The sequence below is a fragment of the Paraburkholderia sp. DHOC27 genome, assembly GCF_003429005.1.
GTDB lineage: Bacteria > Pseudomonadota > Gammaproteobacteria > Burkholderiales > Burkholderiaceae > Paraburkholderia.
Genome location: NZ_QVQV01000001.1, coordinates 236,672 through 255,874, shown reverse-complemented (window position 1 = coordinate 255,874; position 19,203 = coordinate 236,672). Strand labels below are relative to the sequence as shown.

The window sequence follows — 19,203 nt, the reverse complement described above, 5'->3', positions numbered from 1 at the left end:
CGGCCACAGCGATTCCACTTCAGCAATTCAGCGCTGACCTGTTCCGGGGCCATTGATGTTGAGGATGTGACGCTCGTATATCTGCGGAATCAGCGGAAGGACCACGTCCTTGCCGAGCATGTCCGCTCTGCGGATGACGGCCGTGAGAAGTTCGGGCGTCACCTGGCGCAACGCCGGGGTGGATGCCGCCTCAAAGCTTAGATGCCACGGTTCCGGATACATCCCGCCGTTGTACGACGCATAGGGCCGAAAAAAGCCGAATTCCGCGATGTTTTCATCCAGCCAGTGATGGAGCGCCTCGAAAACGCCGCCCGCGGACACCTCTTCGGGCAGCAGTTTTGGAACGTAGCCAGGTGAAACGCTCGCACCGTCTATCACGTCGATTTCCGTGCCCCATTGATGTCGACTGCCTCCAGGCAATGCCGACCAGTTGAGGATGCAGTCGATGATGTCGAGTTCAGAAAGCGAAGCGAAATCCCGCACTCGCCCGTCCATGTCATAGAGCGGCTTTTTCCCGCTGAACTTGCCGTTCCAGATGCGCAACTGGGTTCGGAAATCCCTGAAGCTGCTATACGGGATCAGATCGATTCCGGCGCGGCGCGCCTTTTCGCGCATCGCAAGAAACGCCTTCGCCACTTCGGGCTGCGCAGCAAATGTTGGCTCCTCATACTGCTTCACATGGGTACGTACACGTCCCGTGAGTTCGTGATTGTTCAGCATGCGATGAGTGGCCGGAACGTTGATGAATCCGCGGAGCGGTCGAACTGGAAAGATACCCGCATTTCTTCCGATGAAAGCAATGTGCTGACACGCGGCAATCTTCGCATGGCTGGGCACGTCCCGCAATTTGACGGCAATGGCAACGGAACGCGTTGTGAGCCGCAGAACATGCGCGCTCCCAAAGGGATAAAGTTCGTCAGATGCAACGAAAGCCGCACATGGTGCCGCGCACCATAACGGCTTTACCCAACCCATGATGGCATTCGGCCCAAGGAGTTCGACGGTGCAACGACCTATTCCCTCTGTACTTGCCACGCTTCTGATTAGCGGCACGCTCGCATGCGCAGCCATACCCAGCGCCAACGCCAGCGCGTCACATCCATCGTCACAGGAAGCGCGCGCGGCGGCTGCGAAGCTCGGGCAACTTTACGACAGCAACTACGCAGCCAAAAACGCCGACGCGATGGCACAGTTGTACGCCGAAGATGGCACGCTGGTATCGCCGGCCGGAAAGCTCATCAAAGGACGGCCCGCTCTCAGGCAATACTACGAGGCGCGTTTCAGTTCGGGCGCGAAGGAACATCACATTCACGTCATCGACGCCAACGCGCAGGGCAACGGTGGCTTCAGCATTGCCGAATTCTCTGTACAGGTTCCGCAAGGTGATGGCACGTTCAGGCAGGAGTCCGGGCATATCATGGCCGTCTATGTGAAGGACAGCGACGGCTGGCATTTCCGGGCAGTCGAACCGAGCGTGGCACCCAAGGAATAGCGATTGCTTAAACTCGCCTGCTTCGAGCAGCGTTCAATCTTCAGACATGGAGGCCAAGGATGGCGACCATCCCCTACAAGACCGCATTGATCATCGGCGCCGGGCCCGGCATCAGTGCTTCGCTCACCCGGCTGTTGACGCGCTCGGGTCTGCGCGTGGCGCTGGCGGCGCGTGATGTCGGCAAGCTGGAAACGCTCGCCAGTGAGACCGGCGCGCACACCTTCGCGGCGGACGCAGCCGATCCCCAAGCCGTGGCCAGTCTCTTCGAGCAGGTGGATCAGAAGATCGGCGAGCCCGATCTCGTGATCTACAACGCCAGCGCGCGGGCGCATGGCTCGATCACGGAGATCGACCCCGAAGCGTTTCGGCACTCGTTGTCCATTTCGGCGTTCGGCGGCTTTCTCGCTGCACAGCAGGCTGCGTTGCGCATGATTCCGCAAGGCCGTGGCGCGATTCTGTTCACCGGCGCGACAGCGAGCGTGAAGGGCTTTGCGTTGTCAGCGGCGTTCGCGACCGGCAAGTTCGGTTTACGCGGATTGGCCCAGAGCGTTGCGCGAGAGTTGGGGCCGAAGGGCATCCACGTGGCGCACTTCATCATCGACGGCGCAGTGCAGAGCGAACGGCGCCGCAATCAACCGGACGAGCCCGACAGTCTGTTGTCTCCCGACGCCATTGCGCAGACGTACTTCGATGTTCTGTCGCAGCACCGCAGCGCGTGGACACATGAGATCGACCTGCGGCCGTGGGTGGAGAAATTCTGATCCGGCGCGTCAGGGTTGATCCGGGTGTCCGGTTGGCTCTTCAGCGGAGAAGGGCAACTCTTGCTGAATGACCATGCGTTCCTGCGGCTCGCTACCCGGAACGCTTAGCGCGCTGACGCGCACGCCGATCAGACGCAGCCTGCGATCCAGCACGATGCGCTTGAGGCATTCGGTGGCCGCGCGGCGGATCGACGCCGCGTCCGCAGTGGAGGCGGGCAGGGTGACGTCGCGCGTGACGGTCTTGAAGTCCGCGAACTTGATCTTGATGCCAACCGTGCGGCCAACATAACCCTTGCGGACCAGGTCGTCCGCGACGCGCGTACACAAGGCCGTGAATGCCGTTGAAAGCGTGGGGCGGTCCTGGCGCGGGTGCATGTCGCGTTCGAAGGTGGTCTCGCGGCTCATCGACTTCGGCTCGGAACTCACCACCACCGGCCGCTCGTCGTAGCCTTGTGCAACTTCGGCAAGCCACGACGAATAGCTGCGGCCAAAATGCTCCTGCAACAAGCCAAGATCCGCGCTCGCCAGTTCGCCCACCGTGTTGATGCCGAGCGCCGCCAGCCGTTCCGTTGCCTTCGGCCCGATGCCGTTGACCTTCTTCACCGACAACGGCCAGATGCGCAGCGGTATGTCCTGCGGCGTGAGCATGGTCAGGCCGTCGGGCTTGTCGAGTTCGGAGCCGATCTTGGCGAGGAGTTTATTGGGCGCGACGCAGATCGAGCAGGTCAGCCCCGTTGCGTCATTCACCGCGCGTTTGATGCGCGCGGCGATTTCACGGGGCTCGCCGGGGAGGTCGGTCAGGTCGATATAAATTTCGTCGATGCCACGATCTTCGATCTGCTCCGTGAACGTGGCCACGGCCGCCTTGAAGAGCCGCGAATAATGCCGGTAGGAATCGAAGTCGGTGGGCAACAGGATCGCTTCAGGCGCGAGTTGCGCCGCCTTCATCATGCCCATAGCCGAGAACACGCCGAGTGCCCGCGCCTCGTAAGTGGACGTGGTGACCACGCCCCGGCCGGCGTAATCGCGCAGTTTGGCGTATTGGCGGCTGCCGTCCGGCAACAGCTGCGGCGCTGCGTTTCTGCCCCCGCCGATCACCACGGGGCGCCCGCGCAACTCCGGATAACGCAACAGTTCGACCGATGCATAAAACGCGTCCATGTCTAGATGCGCTATGCGGCGGGTTTCAGAAATCATGGATTGCTGACAGAAAACGGGTGCGGATAAGGGCTTCGCGTCTGGTGACGAACATCGAGGCCAGCGCGCGTGAGCAGGGACAACGGTTTCAGCGATTATACCTGTTTATTTATACAGTATCGGCGATCCGCATGCGCCGGCACGGATTGCCAGTGAAGTTGGTAAAGCCGGTGCGAAAGCGTGACGTAAGCGTGCTCGAAAAGTACAGGCAAGGGCACAGAGATAATCAGTTATCCCTGGTAAATTTCACGTTGCCGCCGTACGGCGCCTTGGTCCGCGAATCACGACCCTCCGCAAAAACCCCCACTTCGCCCCTCTACAAAAGTGCCATTGAATCTGATTTTTGTGTAGGGACTGCCGGGCGGCTCTCCCCTATTCTTCATCCATCGAGACTACCCGTGCGGCCCTGACGCCTAACGCCAGAGGGTCCGCGACGACTGACCCACAGGAGACGATGTTGACCAAGAAAGTCCCGCTCAAGATCGCGATTGCCGAGCATCCGCACACGTCGGCGATCCGCAATGGATCCATTCCCATCGAGGGCGTGGATGCCGAGTTCATCACCGTTCAGCCGCAGATTGGCGCGTTTCGCCGCATGGTGCGCGACGTCGAATTCGACGTCTGCGAACTGGCGCCGACCACGTACATCATTGCTCGCGCTTATGGCGCGCCGTTCGTCGGTTTGCCGATCTTCGTGGTGCGGCGTTTCCATCACGGCGGCCTGCTGGTGCGCCCGGATGCAGGCATCACGCATCCGAAAGACCTGGAAGGCAAGAAGGTCGGCGTGCGTGCCTATTCGGTGACGACGGGTGTGTGGACGCGCCAGGTGCTGATCGACGAATTCGGCCTCGACTCTTCCAAGGTCACCTGGGTGGTGGATGACGAGGAGCACGTTACGCAGCTCAAGTTGCCGTCGAACGTGATTCACGCACCGGCAGGCAGTTCGCTCGCCGAGATGATGGCCTCGGGCGAATTGTCCGCGGGGTTTGCCGCAGCAGCGGGCATTGGTCGCACGGGCGCACCGACAGGCGGATGGAAAGAGGTCGAGGCCGACTATCCCGATCTGCTGCCCAATGCGGCCGAACTCGAAACCGAGTACTACGCGCGCACCGGGGTGTATCCGATGCACGGCACGATCGTGGTCAAGGACTCGGTGTTCGCCGAACACCCGTGGATTGCCAGGTCGATTTACGACGCGTTCGCGCAAGCGAAGAAAGAATGGCTCGCGCGCCTGGATACCGGTGATGCAACGAGCGCAAGCGACAAGAAGTATCTCGAACTGCGCAAGATCGTCGGACACGATCCGCTGCCGTATGGCCTGCAGGAAAACCTCAAGACCATCGAGACGCTGGAAGCCACCGCATTCAAGCAAGGGCTGACGCCGCGGCGCATGTCTATCAACGAACTGTTCGTTGACCCGCTGGCACGCTGAACCCCCGAACCGAGAACACCATGATCATCGACTGTCACGGCCACTTTACGACCGTCCCCGCCTCGTTCCGCGCCTGGCGTGCCAAACAGGTTGAGTTCGCCAACGACCCGGCCAACTCGCCGTCACGCGATGGCGCTTTTGTGAGCGACGACGAGATTCGCGAAGCCATCGGCAATGGCCAACTGAAGCTGCAACGCGAACGCGGCAGCGACCTGACCATGTTCTCGCCGATCGCCGGCCTGATGAGTCACCACCTGGGCAACGAACGCACCAGCCTGGAATGGGCCGAGGTCTCGAACGATCTCGTCTTCCGCGTGACCGAACTCTATCCGGACAATTTCGCGCCGGTGTGCCAGTTGCCGCAATCGCCCGGCGCGGCGCCCGCCAATTCGATTCCAGAGTTGCGCCGCTGCGTCGAGCAGCTGGGATTCGTGGGCTGCAATCTGAATCCGGATCCGAGCGGCGGTTACTGGACCGGCAAGCCCGTCACGGACCGCGAGTGGTATCCGCTTTATGAGGCACTGGTCGATCTGGATGTGCCCGCCATGATTCACGTTGCGGCCTCGTGCAACCCGTGCTTTCACGGCACCGGCGCGCACTACCTGAACGCGGACACCTCGGTGTTCATGCAGATTCTGCAATCGGATCTGTTCAAGGACTTCCCGACGCTGCGTCTCGTGATTCCGCACGGCGGTGGCGCGGTGCCGTATCACTGGGGACGTTACCGTGGCATGTCGCTCGAGATGCGCGAACGCCCACTGGAAGGATTGCTAAACAATATTTTCTTCGACTCGTGCGTGTATCACAAGCCGGGCGTCGAATTGCTGACCAAGGTGATTCCGGCTGACAACGTGCTGTTCGGTTCGGAAATGATCGGCGCGGTGCGCGGCAAAGACCCAGCCACGGGCCAGTATTTCGACGACACCAAACGCTATCTCGACGCTTGCGACGCACTGACGGACGAGGACCGCTACAAGATCTTCGAGGGCAACGCGCGACGTGTCTACCCGCGTCTCGATGCACGCCTGAAAGCACGCGGCAAGTAATACGCGGCAAGTAATACGCGGCAAGTCATTCCAGCGCGAGCGGCGTATAGCAAAGCGCAATGAAACGCACCACGCAATTTTCATAGAAGCAGCACAGAGGCACTATGACCAGCATCGTTGATATTCACCCGCACATCATCTCGGACGACGAAACGCGCTATCCACCGGCACCGTTGTTCGGCAAGCGCTCGGATTGGTCGAAAGAGCGTCCGACCACCGTTGAGACGCTGATCGCGGCAATGGATGAAGCCGGCGTGGCGAAAGCCGCCGTGGTGCATTCATCGACCACCTACGGCTTCGATAACAGCTACGTGGTGGACGGTTGCGCGAAATACGCAGACCGTCTGGTCGCCGTGGGCTCCGTGGACGTGCTGCAAGCCGACGCACCGCAACGCATTCGTGAGTGGGTGGGACGCGGTCTCGCAGGACTGCGCCTCTTCACGGGCGGCAGCACCAAGGAATTCGATCCGAGCGAACTGGACGACGCGCGTTCGTTTCCCGCGTGGGAACTGTGCGGCGAACTCGGCCTGCCCATGTGCATCCAGACGGGACCGATCGGCTTGCCGCAGGTCACAGCGCTCGCGAAGCGCTTCCCGAATGTCGCGATCATTCTCGATCACCTGGGTCGTCCCGAGGTGTCGGACGGCGCGCCGTATGCGGCAGCGCAAGGCCTGTTCGATCTGGCACCGCTCACGAACATCTACCTGAAGCTGACGCCGCGCATTTTTGCCGACGTGAAGAAAGAGAAGGCGAGCGCGCAGACGTTTTTCCCGCGCGTGGTGGAAGCGTTCGGCGCGCAGCGCATGGCATGGGGCTCGAATTACCCGACCTCCACGGGCACGTTGCCGGAAATCCTTGCAACCGCGCAGGCAGGTTTGGCATGCTTGAGTGAGGCGGATCGCGCGTGGATTTTCGGCAAGACCGCGCAGAAACTGTATCCGGCGCTGGCATGAGGTTGTGTCGTAACCCGGCTGGCTACTGACGCAGTTTCCCGTAGCCGGCCTGCAGAACCAACATCTAAAGAGACACAGGCAGATGGAGACAACCCAACCTGCACGACGTGGGACCGCGAGCCGCTGGGCGATTCTCGCGCTCCTTGCGATCGGTGTGCTGATTTCATTTGTCGATCGCACCAGCATCTCTTCGACGCTGGCGGACGCGGGTTTCGTTCGACATTTTGCGCTCACCGACGTGGATCGCGGCTGGATCAACGCGGCGTTCTTCTGGTCGTACGGGTTGTTTCAGGTGCCGATGGGCTGGGTCGCCGACCGTTACGGCGTGAAGTGGCCCTACGCCATCAGCTTTGCGCTGTGGTGCCTCGCCACCGCGATGATGGGTGCCGTGACGGCGCTGGCCAGTCTCGTCGTCATGCGCCTGATCATCGGCATGGCGGAAGCCATTGTGATTCCGGCGAGCTACCGCTGGATTCGCAACAACTTCGGCGAAAGCCAGAATGGTCTCGCGGTGGGCATTCTCGCGATGGGCAACAAGTTTGGTCCGGCGCTCGGCGCACCGGTGGGTGCATGGTTTCTCGTGAATTACTCGTGGCAGGTGATGTTCATCGCAACTGGCCTCGTCGGCATGATCTGGCTCGCGCCGTGGCTGCTGCTGGTGCGCAACGATCTGCCGTCCAAAGCGCAACTCACGCTGGCCAATCGCAGCGCACGCACGGTGGGCCTCGGCAGCATCCTGGCGAGCCCGGTGGTATGGGGCGGCATGATCACCAACTTCTGCTACGGCTATTTCACGTTTTTCTGCATGACGTGGATGCCGGCTTACCTGGTCGAGCAACGCAACCTTTCGATTTCGCGCTCGGGTCTTTTCACCTTCTTCAGCTTCGCCGGTATCGCGATTGTCGCGGCGCTGGCAGGCTGGGCGGCGGATCGCATCATCGCCCGCGGCGGCAACGCCATTTTCGTGCGCAAGGCGTTCACGATCGCGGGGTTTGTAGGCGGCTGCACGGTTCTGCTCGGCGCCTACGCACATTCGCTCAACGTCGCGCTGTTCTGGAACGTGCTCTCGCTGTCGCTGCTCGGTCTCGCCACCGCCAACAACCTGGTGCTGTCGCGCCTGACGCTCATCCCCAAACAGGCCATCGGTCTGGTGACTGGCGTGCAACAGGTGGCCACCAGTCTTGCGGGGGGAGTGGCCGCGAGTCTGTCCGGTTGGTTGCTGCATGTGAGCGGCAATTATGAATTGCCCATGCTGGTGATCCTGGTGTTTCTGCTGGTCGGCGCGTTGGCCACGGCGACCCTGTTCCGTCCCGAGTGGGCGCCCAAGGTGACTGAAGCACACGGTTCTCTCAAGCGAGCCTAGTCGTCGCAGCATTGACGCAAACGTAGCATCGGACAGTAACAATCCGTAAGCAGTCCTGTCGTAAACACATCAATTTACTGAGAAATCCTAAATGGCGAAGATTGTATTCGGGATGGCGGTGCCGCATAGCGGCATGCTGGGTCAGGCACCCGAGGACTGGCTCAAGAACGGCGAACGCGACCGCAACAATCCGGAACTTTGGTACCGCAACCGGACGTGGACGTACCCCGAACTGGAAGCGCACCGTGGCGCAGCATTCGAGCCGTTTCTCACACTCGAAGAGCGCACGGCACGTGCCGCGCGCTGCCGCACCGCGCTCGACAGCATGGCCGCCGCCTACCGTGATGCAGAGATTGATGTCGCCATCATTCTTGGCAAAGACCAAAAAGAGATCTTCACCGATTTCTCGCCGGCCATTGCCATTTATAGCGGTGAGGAAGTGCATAACGGTCCGCCGCAACGTGCCGTGTATGCACCCGATCATCACGTCACGCACGCATGCCATCCGAAGCTGGCGCGGTATCTGATCGATCATTTTCAGGGCGTGGGTTTCGATTTGACCGACCTGTTCGCATGGCCCGATAACGTCTGGATGAAGCCGCTGCCCGAGTACCCCGTGGTGCCGCACGCGTACAGCTTCGTGTATCACCAGATCATGGGCGACAACCCGCCGCCGCATGTGCCGATCATCATGAACTGCTTTTACCCGCCCACGCAGCCGTCGATGTCCCGTTGCATCGAATTTGGCCGCGTGTTGCGCGACGCCATCACCGCGTGGCCCGAAAACGTGCGGGTGGGCATCTTCGCCTCGGGCGGTCTCTCGCACTTCGTCAACGACGAGGAGTTCGACCACCGCATCATGAAGATGCTGGCCGACTACGACTACGAGGGCCTTGCCGCCGTGGATGACCGCTCGTATCAGTCGGGCACCTCTGAAATCAAGCTCTACGTGAGCGTGATGAAGGCGGTGCAGGAAACCGGCGCCGCCATGACGCTGGTGGATTACGTGCCCTGCTGGCGAACGCCGGCGGGCACCGGCGAAGGCATGGGATTCATGTACTGGAAAGCGGCTGATTGATGTGGACTGTCGCAACCCTGTGCACGCACTGAGCTTCTTTTTTCACGAGAGACAACGATCATGAGCACCCGTCTGAACAGCATCATTCGCGCTTTCGAATCCGGCAAGCCCGCGTTCGCCGCGTTTTCCAAACTGGACAAGCAGAACGCCATCGAGATGAGCGATGCGCCCTACGACGGCCTCATCTTCGAAATGGAACATAACCCGTACGACGTTGCGGCGCTCGGCGATGCGCTGCAGTACATGCTGAGCCGCAAGCAGATTGCCGAAGCCGGCTCGGTGGCGCCGCGTGTTACGCCGATTGCGCGGATTCCCGCCAACGGTGCCGAGATGAACCAGTCGTTTGCGAAGCAGGTGCTCGATCGCGGCGCGTATGGCGTGGTGTGGCCGCACGTGTCGACCGTGGAGCAGGCTTATAACGCGGTGGCGTCGTGCCGTTACGCGCGGCCCAAGGGCGCACCGCTGTACGAGCCTAAAGGAATTCGCGGTGACGGCCCGGCCAACGCCGCGCGTTACTGGGGCTTGAGCATGGCCGATTACTACAAGAAGGCTGACGTGTGGCCGCTCGCGCCCGAAGGCGAAATTCTGGTGGGGCTGATGTGCGAAAGCACCGAGGCGATCGAAAACCTCGATGACATTCTGGCGAACGTGCCGGGCATCGGCTTCATCCTGATCGGCGAAGGCGACCTGAGTCAGCAACTGGGGCATCCGCGCGATTACGAGCACCCGGTCGTGGCGGATGCCATGCGCCAGATCGTCGAGACGTGCCACAAACACAACGTCGTGGTGGGCAATCCCCATGTCAACGCCAAGAATCACAAGCGTCTGCTCGAAGAGGGTTATCGCTTCCTGATCTCCGCGCCGCTGAAGAGCTACGGCGTAGTGGGTATGGCACGTGAGATGGCGGGGTATTAAATGAACGGCGCCGAAAGCCTGGTTCAGACGCTGACCGATCAAGGCGTCGACATCTGCTTCGCGAACCCGGGCACTTCCGAGATGCATTTTCTGAAGGCGCTCGAAAACCCGCGCATGCGTAGCGTGCTGTGTCTGTTCGAGGGCGTGTGCACCGGTGCTGCGGACGGCTACTACCGGATGAAGCAGAGCCCGGCCTCGACGCTGCTGCATCTCGGGCCGGGGCTTGCGAATGGTCTCGCCAATATCCACAACGCCAAACGGGCCTCGTCGGGCATGGTGAATATCGTGGGCGAGCATTCGGCGGCGCACCTGAAATACGATCCGCCGTTGACGTCGGATATCGAAGGCCTCGCGCGTCCGCTGAGTCATTGGGTGCGCCGCGTGGAGTCGCCGCGTGCGGTGGCATGGGACGTCGCCGCTGCGGTGAGCAAGGCAAGTGAAAAGCCGGGGCAGATCGCCACGCTTATTTTGCCCGGCGATACATCGTGGCAAGACGCAGGCGAGTCCATCGCGCCGCCGCGTATGGTCATGGAAGCGAAGTTGCCGGATGCCGCCAGTGTCGAGCATATTGCACGCGTATTGCGTTCGGGCGAGCCTGCGCTGATCGTGCTGGCTGGCAGCGCCACACGCGGCCGCGCGCTCGAACTGGCGGGCAAGCTCAAGGCGGCGACCGGCTGCCGGATTGCGACGCAATTCTTCAGCGCGCGCATAGAGCGGGGCGCGGGACGCGTGACGCTGGAACGGATTCCCTATGCGGTGGGATTGGCCGTCGAATACCTGAGAGCGTTCAAGCACATCATTACGGTCGAGACGACCGAACCTATCGCATTCTTCAGCTATCCTGACAAACCGAGTTTACTCAAGGCGCCAGGGACGAGTGTTCATGCGCTGGTCGAATCCGGCGAGGACAGCGCGGCGGCCCTTGAAATGCTGGTTGAAGCATTGGGCGCAGGCAACACGCACGCCGCACTTCAGCCGCGTTCGGACGCGCCGCCGCCCACTGGCGCGCTGACGCCGGCCACGATTGCGCAGGCTCTCGCCGCCGCGCTGCCTGAAAACGCGATTCTCGTCGACGAGTCGCTGACGACGGGGCGCGAAACGATGGGCTTGACCGTGGGTGCCGCGCCGCACGATCTGATCAACAACATGGGTGGCTCGATTGGCTACGGCACGCCGGTTGCCACCGGTGCCGCGCTGGCCTGTCCGGAGCGGCGCGTCTTCTGCATGGTGGGCGACGGCAGCGCCATGTACACGATCCAGTCGTTGTGGACGCAGGCTCGCGAGAGCCTGAACATCACGACCATCATCTTTGCCAACAACAGCTACGCGATTCTCAAGGCCGAGTACGCCAACATGGGCGCGGGTGCGCCTGGGGCGCGCGCGCTCGCGATGATCGACATCGACCGTCCGCGTATCGACTGGCTGGCGATGGCAAAAAGCATGGGTGTACCCGCCGTTGCCGTGGAAAGCGCCGAGGCGTTCCATCGCGCGATGGCCGATTCGGTCAACGAGGCGGGTCCATGTCTCATCGAAGTCAGACTGTGATTCGATCCAAGCATAAGGAGTGACTTACATGACAAGCACGCTAAGCAGCACGTCAACTGAGGTATCAAATGAGGCTTCAACCCAGGCGCAAACCGCGGTTCCCACGCTGCGCACCAATCTTGCTGACTACCCCGTCACGAAGGCGATGAAAGATGGCCGCGTGCGCTCGGACCTCGTCAATCTGGACTATTGTGGACCGACGCCGGCGCACAATGGCTTCAAGGCAATGGTGCGCGAGAACAAGTTCGATGCGGGCGAACTGGCAATCGTCACCTTCCTGCAGGCCAAGGCGTATGGCAAGCCCTACGTGCTGCTGCCCACGCCGATCTCGGGACGCTTCCAGCATCACTGCGCAGGCTACAACGTCGACTTTGGGCCGCTCAATCCGAAAGATATTGAAGGCAAGAAGGTCGGCGTGCGCACCTACACGCAGACAACCGCGCTCTGGATTCGCGGTATTCTGCGCCACGAATACGGCGTCGATCTCGACAAGGTGACGTGGATGACGCTTGGTGACGGCCATCTCTCCGAGTATCACGATCCGGACAACTGTGTGCGTCTGCCCGCAGGTTCGTCCATTCCGCAAATGATGCTCGAAGGTCAATTGAGTGCGGCCTTGCTGGGCGAGGACATGCCCAAAGACCCGCGCGTGCGCACGCTGGTGCCCGATGCGCAGGCCGCTGCGAAAGACTGGTTTGCACGCGAAGGCGTGGTGCCGATCAATCACATGTTCGTGGTGCACGCGGACATTTCAAAGAGACATCCCGAGGTGGTGCGCGAACTGTACCGGATGATCGTGGAGAGCCGCGCGCTCACCGAAGGCGGCGTGCCCGCGATATTCCCGCCCATCGGACTCGAACAGAACCGCAAGGGCATTCAGCTGGCAATCGACTGGGCGCTCGATCAGAAGATCATTCCGCGCCGCTTGTCGGTGGATGAACTGTTCGATGACGTAACGGGTAGTCTGGGTTGAGAGGACGCACGCGGTAAGGAACGGAAACACCATGCGTCGACGAAAAGCGTGACGCATAAGCGGTTGAGCGGTTAAGTGATGAGGTGCGTGGAAACCGCTCACCTACGCATAATTAATGGAGGCACCTAGCTGTGTATTTGACTACGTCTTTGCAAAAGCTCCTGGCTTGCGTGGCCATCGGAGCGGTCTGGACACTCGTTCCAGCCGGCGCCGGCGCGGCGACCAAAGGCACCATGCTGCTCGATCGCGTGGGACCCGTGACATCCGAGCTGTACGTCTCCAATGCGGACGGCAGTGATGAGCACCGTCTGCTGCCCACCGATGGATTCGACTATCACGCCTCGTTTTCGAAAGACGGGCAGTGGATCGTATTCACGTCGGAACGCGACGGGCTCGGTCAGTCGAATCTCTATCGCGTGAAAGTGGATGGCACCGACCTGCAGCGTTTGACCGATCATGTGGGCGTATCGGATGCCGCGGTTTTCTCACCCACCGATTCGAACGTGATTGCGTTCGTGTCGTCGCGCAAAGGCGAAAAGAGCTGGGACACGGTCAACGTGTGGACGCTGAACATCAAAACGGGCGCGCTGAAAAACGTGACCGGTGCGATCCCGTTCGATCCGAGCAAACCGCATAGCTATTTCAGGCCGTCGTGGTCGCCGGATGGCAAGTGGCTCGTGCTTTCCTCCGACACGGGTTCCGACTGGCGCGGTCACAATCTGCCGGTGGGTTGGGAGCGCACGCAGGAAAGCAGCATCTACATCATTCGCCCGAATGGCTCGGGCTGGAAGAAGATTGCCAGCAACCCTGGCTTTGACGAGGGCTCGCCTGCGTGGTCGCCTGATGGCAAGCACGTGGTGTTTTACGAAACGCCCGTGGAGTCGACGTGGGGCGCGCACCGCCCCGAAGGTATCAATCAGGTGAGTTCGCAAATCGTTTCCGTGGATGTGTCCACGCTCGAGCGTTCGAGCCTCACGTCCACGCCGGGTTTCAAGGTGTTTCCGCAATACCTGAGTGCGACGAATGTCGCGTATCACGTGAAGGGCGGCGACACGGAAGGCTTGTACACCACGGCAGGCACGTTCCGCTCGACGGCCAACTCGGGCATTCGTTCGCCGCGCTATTCGGCGGACGGCACGAAAATGGTCTACGAAAAGATCACGATGCGCCCGGCGCACGCCAACGGCACACCGCTCTACAGTTTCGAGCCGGACTGGAATTACCGCTACATCGACGTGTTCCCGCAACTGTCGCTGGATCGCAAGCAACTCGTTTACACGGAGAAGGCGATCAACTCGTCCATCGCGATCATGAATCCGGATTTCACGGGCTATACGCGCATCTACGATCCGGAGAACAGCGGCCTCGCGCCGGACATGATCAAGAAGGGCCTGGCGGGTGCATTCCAGCCGACGTGGTCGCCGGATCGTCAGTGGGTGGCGTTCGGTGTGGGTGACTGGTTCTTCACGCGCGGTGCGGGCCCCGGCCGCATTGAGCGGATCAAGACCGATGGCAGCATGAATGGTCATCCGGAAGTGCTGACCGATGGTTCGATCAACGCTGGCTTCCCGAGTTATTCGCCGGACGGCAAGAAGATCGTCTACCGCGTGTGGAGTCCGAAGGTCCAGGGTCTGCGTATACTCGATCTCGACACACGCACGACGACCGAGTTGACCACCGATCCGGACAACCTGCCGGGCTGGTCGCCGGATGGCAGCAAGATCGTCTTCACGCGCAAGGAGATCAACCCGACCGACCCGAACAAATTCCACTACGACGTGTACACGATTCATCCGGATGGCACGGGCCTGACGCGTCTGACGACGCCGGGCGCCAACCAGGGACATGCCGTGTGGACCTACGACGGCCGCATTGCATATAGCTCGGGTGTGTATGGCTTCCGCGACGAACTCGCGCTCTACGACAACAGTTTCCAGCCTGACGGCCAGAACTGGGTGATGAACGCGGACGGCAGCGACCAACATCCGATCACCGATACGCTGTGGGAAGAGGCCATGCCGCTCTACATTCCAAACCCATCGTGATGCGTTAGGGCATGCAGTTTGAAGAAGGCGCGGCGCGTGAGCACCGCGCCATTTTTTTTGGCGTGCAGCGTGCAGCCTACACCGGGCAGGAATGAGCAATATCGCAGGGCAGCGTTTATCATGATTGATCTAGCCGCCTAAAGGACCGCATCGATGGCTGACAGCTCGCGCGTGTCTCCCGAACAGCGCAACGATGGGACGTCGTTTCTGCGCGACTACGGTTTATGGGCGCTGACTTTCAGCTATGTATTGAGCCAGTTCTTTCGCAGCTACGTGGCAGTCATCGCAACGCAGCTCATTGCGGATTTCCGTTTTTCAGCGGAGATGTTCGGCTGGTTCGCGGGCGCGTTTTTTCTCGTGTTCGCGCTGGCGCAGATTCCCGTCGGCGTATTGTTCGATCGCTATGGCGTACGTGTGCCAACTGCGGCGCTCATGGCGCTGGGGACGTTGAGCGCCGCGTTGCTCATGGTCACCACCAATCCGTGGAGCGCGATTGCCGCGCAGGCCGGCATAGGACTGGGCTGCGCGCCCATCTTCATGGGTCTGCTCAATTACGTGCTGAGTAGCGGCGCTGGACCGCGCCAGACGAGTGCGATCACCACGGCCAGCGCGATTGGCATGGCAGGCGCGTTGCTCGCGGCGTGGCCGCTCAGTCGCGCTACTGCTGAATCCGGATGGCGTGCGCCCATGCTGGCTGCAACGGTGGCAATGCTGGCCGCTACGCTTGTCGTCATCGTATTCGTCAAGCGCCGGCCACCCGTGTTGCACGCAACGGATTCAACGCAGACGACCCAGCGTCACCGTGCAATGCAACCAGAGACGGGCCGCTTCTGGGCCCTTGCCCCCGCCTGCCTCGCGATGTCAGTCGGGGCCACGTTTCGCACTTCGTGGGGCGGACCGTACCTCGCGGACGTGTTCGGCTTCGACTTGTTGGCGCGCGGCAACGCCATGACGATCACGAGCATCGTCGCAACCGTCGCGTCGTTTTGTGTTCCCTTGATGGTCCGCCGCTGGGCGCCGAAATGGATTTCGCTGACCTGGCTTATCGTCGGTGCAATCGCGGCCGTGATGCTCGCGCTATTTCCCGGCGTCAGTGGCGTGCTCGGCGTGGCGCTCATCTGCGTGCTGTTTTCGGTGGGCGCGATTCACCCGCTGGTGATGTCGCAAGCGCGTGCGATCGTCGTCCCCGAGCGGTTGGGCCTCGCGCTGGGTTTTCTCAATAGCCTCGTTTTTCTAGGCGTTGCGCTGGCAAGCGGTTGCTTTGGATGGATTGCCGGACACGCCAGACTGGCACACGCCACGCCTGCGCGGATCTACGCGTCGTTGTTCGCCGTGACGGCATTGCCGCTGGCGTTTGGCGCGGCAGTGTATGTGCTGAGTCCGCGTACAGGTGCGCCGCGTGCGCGTCATCGGGCATGATGCGAGCCGCCGCTATTGCGTAGTCTGCGGGTCCACGCGCGTCGATTCGTGCCCTACGTCGTTGACCATTGGCGCCCACTTGCGTTGCAGCAGTACGAGGGTGCTGGTTGCGCCCATCAGCAGGAACACGAAAATGGCCAGCATCGGCAGCGTGTAACTGCCACCCACATGCAGCAACCAGCCCGAGAGACTCGCTGACACGCCGCCCGCGAGACTGGTAGCGACTTGCTGCAAACCCGTGTTCAAGCCGACTGCCTGTTTGGGGATCAAGGTGAGTTTGACCAGCGCGAGGTTGTTTGCCGTGACGAGACCCAGCAGCGAAAGCGATAGCACGTTCCAGAACAATGCCGCATCGAGCGAGGGCGCATAGGCACCGAGCAGAACCGTCGTGCCGCCCACAAAGCCCGCGACGATGAAGGCTTTCCGCACCGCAACGGCGTCGTGCCCCCGCGCGATGATCCTGTCTGCGGCCCAGCCTGCGATGGCGGCCACGAACGCAATGCCCGCGAAACTGAAGAACGTATAGAGGCCCGAGCGTGCTAGCGAAAGCCCGCGCTGTTCGACCAGATAGGCAGGCATCCACGTCATGCAATAGAAGGCGAAATAGCTGTAGCAGAAGTTGTTGACCAGACCGCCCCACACCACCGGACTCACCAGCAGATTTTTCAGCGGCACTGATGAGGCGCGCTGTCGCGCCGCAGCGAGCTGTTGCCGCGACGGGTAATCGTTGCGGACCATGACGAGCCACGGTACGAGCCACAGCAGCCCGACAAGCCCGGTCGCCACGAACATCGCTGGCCATGAATACATGACGATCATCCACGCGGCGATGGGCGCGCCGAGCGCCGGGCCCATCTTGCCGCCAATCGAAAAGATGCCTAGCGCCGTGCCTTTCTGCGTTTCTTCGAAGTGATCGGCGAGGTAGCGGTACGTTGCGGGAACCACGACGGCTTCGGCCACGCCAATAAGCAGCCGCATGACGATCAGCGCCGTCAGTGTCGTCGCGAGGCCGGTGGCGGCCGCGGCGAGGCACCACAGCGCGAAGCAGAAGGTATACGGCCATTTCACGCCGTAGCGGTCCACGAGCCAACCCATTGGCATCTGCATGAAACCATATGACCAGAACACGGCCGAATTCAGCCAGCCGCGTTCGACGTTGCTCAGCATGAACTCACGCACGAAGCTTTTGTCGGCGAGGGCGGCAGACAGGCTGGTTCGATCCACGAACGAAATCAGCAGCCCGAGCGCGAGCAGCACGAGAACGCGCCAGGGTTTTTCGGCGGCTGATCGTTGCAGTTGATTCGTCTCCATGACGTGCTCTTCGAATGCGACAGCAAAAGCGAAATTGGCGACCTGTTTGCAGGTCGCCAATGGGAGCGTTAAAAGACGCGCTGGTTAGAAGTGCACTTCGGCCACGAACATCGGTACTGAGGTAATCGTGCCCACGGTTTCGCTTGTTGGCGATCCATACATGTGATGCCAGTACTCATAGCCGATACCCGCATACACCGTGCGTGGATGGCCCGCAAACGAGCCCAGATCCGCCAGCAACGAGCCGCGTGCGAGAAATTCGGTGGTGGTCTCCACGCCGAAGCCATCCCTGCCTTTGGGCCCCGTCATGCTGGCAAAGCCTTTGAAGACGAGCGGCAACGGTCCCACGTTGAAGGGCACGAGCCACGAGCTTTCGACGTGCCATGCGGTATTGAAGTGCACGTCCACGCCGGTGATGCCGTTGTGGTTGCTCTCGGTACGCGCGCCGGCCGTGATGTTCCAGAAGCCGCGCGGCACCGCGAATTCGATGGTCGGACCGAACACCAGCATGCGGGCGCGTTCGCCGTATGCGTCGTTCTTGACGCCGAATTCATAGCCGCCGGTAAAGCCAAAGTCGCGGATAAAACCGTAGCCCAGGTAGCGGCCAAAAATCTTGCCCGCACTCAGTTCGACGCGGCCAACGCTATAGACTTCCTGGGCGCCGCCATTGGACGGTCCACCGGCCTCGGGATTCGCGGAGTTCGACACGAGGTAGTCCACGTTGAACGCGTAGCTACCAAACTTGAAGCCGCCAATTGTCGTGAGAAAACCGATGTTCTGCGCGACCTTGTCGGCGACGCCCGGATAATGGAAATCGCTGCCATAGCGGTAGCCGATGTACGTGTCGTTCCACGATACGGGCGGCACGCCGAACTGTTCCGCGGATTTCAGATCCGGCGCGCTGAGTGGTGCAGCACCGTTCTTTTGATTTTGCTGATTTTGCGGACTCGCCGGAGTGGGCGCGTTCTGCTGACTTTTCTGGGTTTGCGGCGTGGAGGATTCACTGGGCGCGTTGAGAATCTCTTCCGCGTGAGTAAATTCGCTCAGACAACAAAAGAGGGCTGCGGCGAGAAGCGGTTTGCGCAAAGCTACCGAATATTTTTGCATGTCTCCTTCCATATGGTTTTTTATCAGCTTCGCTGCGCTCCAGCCGCGTTGATGACGGCTGAAAAGGCAGTGGCTGGGGTGATGCTGTCAAAAGACTTTGCTGCTTCGCCGACTACACCAGCACGGAACATTTCATTGGCGGTTGAGTGGATACTATGGGAAGGCTGGCCGCATGCCTTTACACAAAAACTAGATTCGCTTGCATTTTTTTGTTGCGATGGCGCAGGCGTGCTGGGGAGTGGGGAGAGGGCTTTAACGCAGCATCAAAGCTTAGGCATACGTATCAGATTGCTCGGCGCTCGCACCCGTCATCGGGGTAAGTCGCAAGTGACGTGACGCGGAAATGTATGGAAAAATATCTGCTGTTTTCGCGGCTCGGGCAGCGCGTTATGATCCCAGGCAGGAGCGAGCAAAGTCGAAAACACGCGCGTCGTTCAGGCCCGCTCGAAGTGCGGGATTTAGCGCGATATCGGGTCTATTGGTAGATACCCTCGCTATGTCCTCGTGGCCGCTCTGGCTTGCATAGCGGGCCCAGAAAAGACCCTGACCGCTGTTAAGATTCGCGC

Annotated in this window: 17 protein-coding genes; 13 read left to right on the top strand and 4 right to left on the bottom strand. The window is 60.9% G+C overall.

Going from position 1 to position 19,203, the window contains the following annotated elements; genetic code table 11:
• Positions 1-27: 27 nt before the first annotated feature.
• Positions 28-975 (bottom strand): M15 family metallopeptidase, encoded by a 948-nt coding sequence (locus tag D0B32_RS01045; protein ID WP_259294844.1) that lies wholly within the window; start codon positions 973-975, stop codon positions 28-30.
• Between the two features lie 28 nt (positions 976-1,003).
• On the opposite strand from D0B32_RS01045, the gene D0B32_RS01040 reads away from it, so the two are divergent.
• A complete protein-coding gene (locus D0B32_RS01040; protein WP_220444893.1) occupies positions 1,004-1,492 on the top strand; it encodes an SgcJ/EcaC family oxidoreductase in 489 nt (162 codons plus the stop codon).
• A 59-nt stretch (positions 1,493-1,551) separates the two neighbouring features.
• Positions 1,552-2,253 carry an SDR family NAD(P)-dependent oxidoreductase gene (locus tag D0B32_RS01035; protein ID WP_117331828.1) on the top strand — a complete coding sequence of 234 codons (702 nt, stop codon included), beginning with the start codon at positions 1,552-1,554 and terminating at the stop codon, positions 2,251-2,253.
• A gap of 9 nt (positions 2,254-2,262) precedes the next feature.
• On the opposite strand, the gene dinB is transcribed toward D0B32_RS01035, so the two are convergent.
• On the bottom strand, positions 2,263-3,450 hold the full coding sequence (gene dinB, locus D0B32_RS01030) for a DNA polymerase IV (RefSeq protein WP_117331827.1): 1,188 nt from the start codon (positions 3,448-3,450) through the stop codon (positions 2,263-2,265).
• A gap of 454 nt (positions 3,451-3,904) precedes the next feature.
• On the opposite strand from dinB, the gene D0B32_RS01025 reads away from it, so the two are divergent.
• The 10 genes from D0B32_RS01025 (at position 3,905) to D0B32_RS00980 (ending at position 16,219) form a co-directional block, all read left to right on the top strand.
• On the top strand, positions 3,905-4,882 hold the full coding sequence (locus D0B32_RS01025; protein ID WP_117331826.1) for a PhnD/SsuA/transferrin family substrate-binding protein: 978 nt from the start codon (positions 3,905-3,907) through the stop codon (positions 4,880-4,882).
• A gap of 20 nt (positions 4,883-4,902) precedes the next feature.
• Positions 4,903-5,928, top strand: a complete 1,026-nt coding sequence (locus D0B32_RS01020) for an amidohydrolase family protein (RefSeq protein WP_117331825.1) — start codon at positions 4,903-4,905, stop codon at positions 5,926-5,928.
• A 104-nt stretch (positions 5,929-6,032) separates the two neighbouring features.
• Positions 6,033-6,881, top strand: a complete 849-nt coding sequence (locus D0B32_RS01015) for an amidohydrolase (RefSeq protein WP_117331824.1) — start codon at positions 6,033-6,035, stop codon at positions 6,879-6,881.
• 82 nt (positions 6,882-6,963) lie between these two features.
• Positions 6,964-8,244 (top strand): MFS transporter, encoded by a 1,281-nt coding sequence (locus D0B32_RS01010; protein WP_117331823.1) that lies wholly within the window; start codon positions 6,964-6,966, stop codon positions 8,242-8,244.
• 91 nt (positions 8,245-8,335) lie between these two features.
• The gene (locus D0B32_RS01005) at positions 8,336-9,322 is read left to right on the top strand and encodes a protocatechuate 3,4-dioxygenase (protein ID WP_117331822.1); all 987 of its coding nucleotides are present in this window, start codon (positions 8,336-8,338) and stop codon (positions 9,320-9,322) included.
• A gap of 57 nt (positions 9,323-9,379) precedes the next feature.
• Positions 9,380-10,237, top strand: a complete 858-nt coding sequence (locus D0B32_RS01000) for an HpcH/HpaI aldolase/citrate lyase family protein (protein WP_117331821.1) — start codon at positions 9,380-9,382, stop codon at positions 10,235-10,237.
• Positions 10,238-11,782: an acetolactate synthase large subunit gene (locus D0B32_RS00995; protein WP_117331820.1), complete on the top strand. Its 1,545-nt coding sequence runs from the start codon at positions 10,238-10,240 to the stop codon at positions 11,780-11,782.
• 28 nt (positions 11,783-11,810) lie between these two features.
• Positions 11,811-12,755, top strand: a complete 945-nt coding sequence (locus D0B32_RS00990; RefSeq protein WP_259294843.1) for a phosphate ABC transporter substrate-binding protein — start codon at positions 11,811-11,813, stop codon at positions 12,753-12,755.
• A gap of 149 nt (positions 12,756-12,904) precedes the next feature.
• Positions 12,905-14,800 carry a hypothetical protein gene (locus D0B32_RS00985; RefSeq protein WP_259294842.1) on the top strand — a complete coding sequence of 632 codons (1,896 nt, stop codon included), beginning with the start codon at positions 12,905-12,907 and terminating at the stop codon, positions 14,798-14,800.
• A 153-nt stretch (positions 14,801-14,953) separates the two neighbouring features.
• Positions 14,954-16,219: a nitrate/nitrite transporter gene (locus D0B32_RS00980; protein WP_117331819.1), complete on the top strand. Its 1,266-nt coding sequence runs from the start codon at positions 14,954-14,956 to the stop codon at positions 16,217-16,219.
• A 12-nt stretch (positions 16,220-16,231) separates the two neighbouring features.
• Here the strand turns inward: D0B32_RS00980 and D0B32_RS00975 are convergent, their stop codons facing one another.
• On the bottom strand, positions 16,232-17,530 hold the full coding sequence (locus D0B32_RS00975) for an MFS transporter (RefSeq protein WP_117333398.1): 1,299 nt from the start codon (positions 17,528-17,530) through the stop codon (positions 16,232-16,234).
• A gap of 84 nt (positions 17,531-17,614) precedes the next feature.
• The gene (locus D0B32_RS00970) at positions 17,615-18,397 is read right to left on the bottom strand and encodes a hypothetical protein (protein WP_181969684.1); all 783 of its coding nucleotides are present in this window, start codon (positions 18,395-18,397) and stop codon (positions 17,615-17,617) included.
• Positions 18,398-18,559: 162 nt separating this feature from the next.
• Here D0B32_RS00970 and D0B32_RS32420 point away from each other — a divergent pair, with 162 nt between their 5' ends.
• Positions 18,560-18,973, top strand: coding sequence for a hypothetical protein (locus D0B32_RS32420; protein ID WP_181969683.1), 414 nt, complete (start codon positions 18,560-18,562; stop codon positions 18,971-18,973).
• The last annotated feature ends 230 nt before the right edge of the window (positions 18,974-19,203 follow it).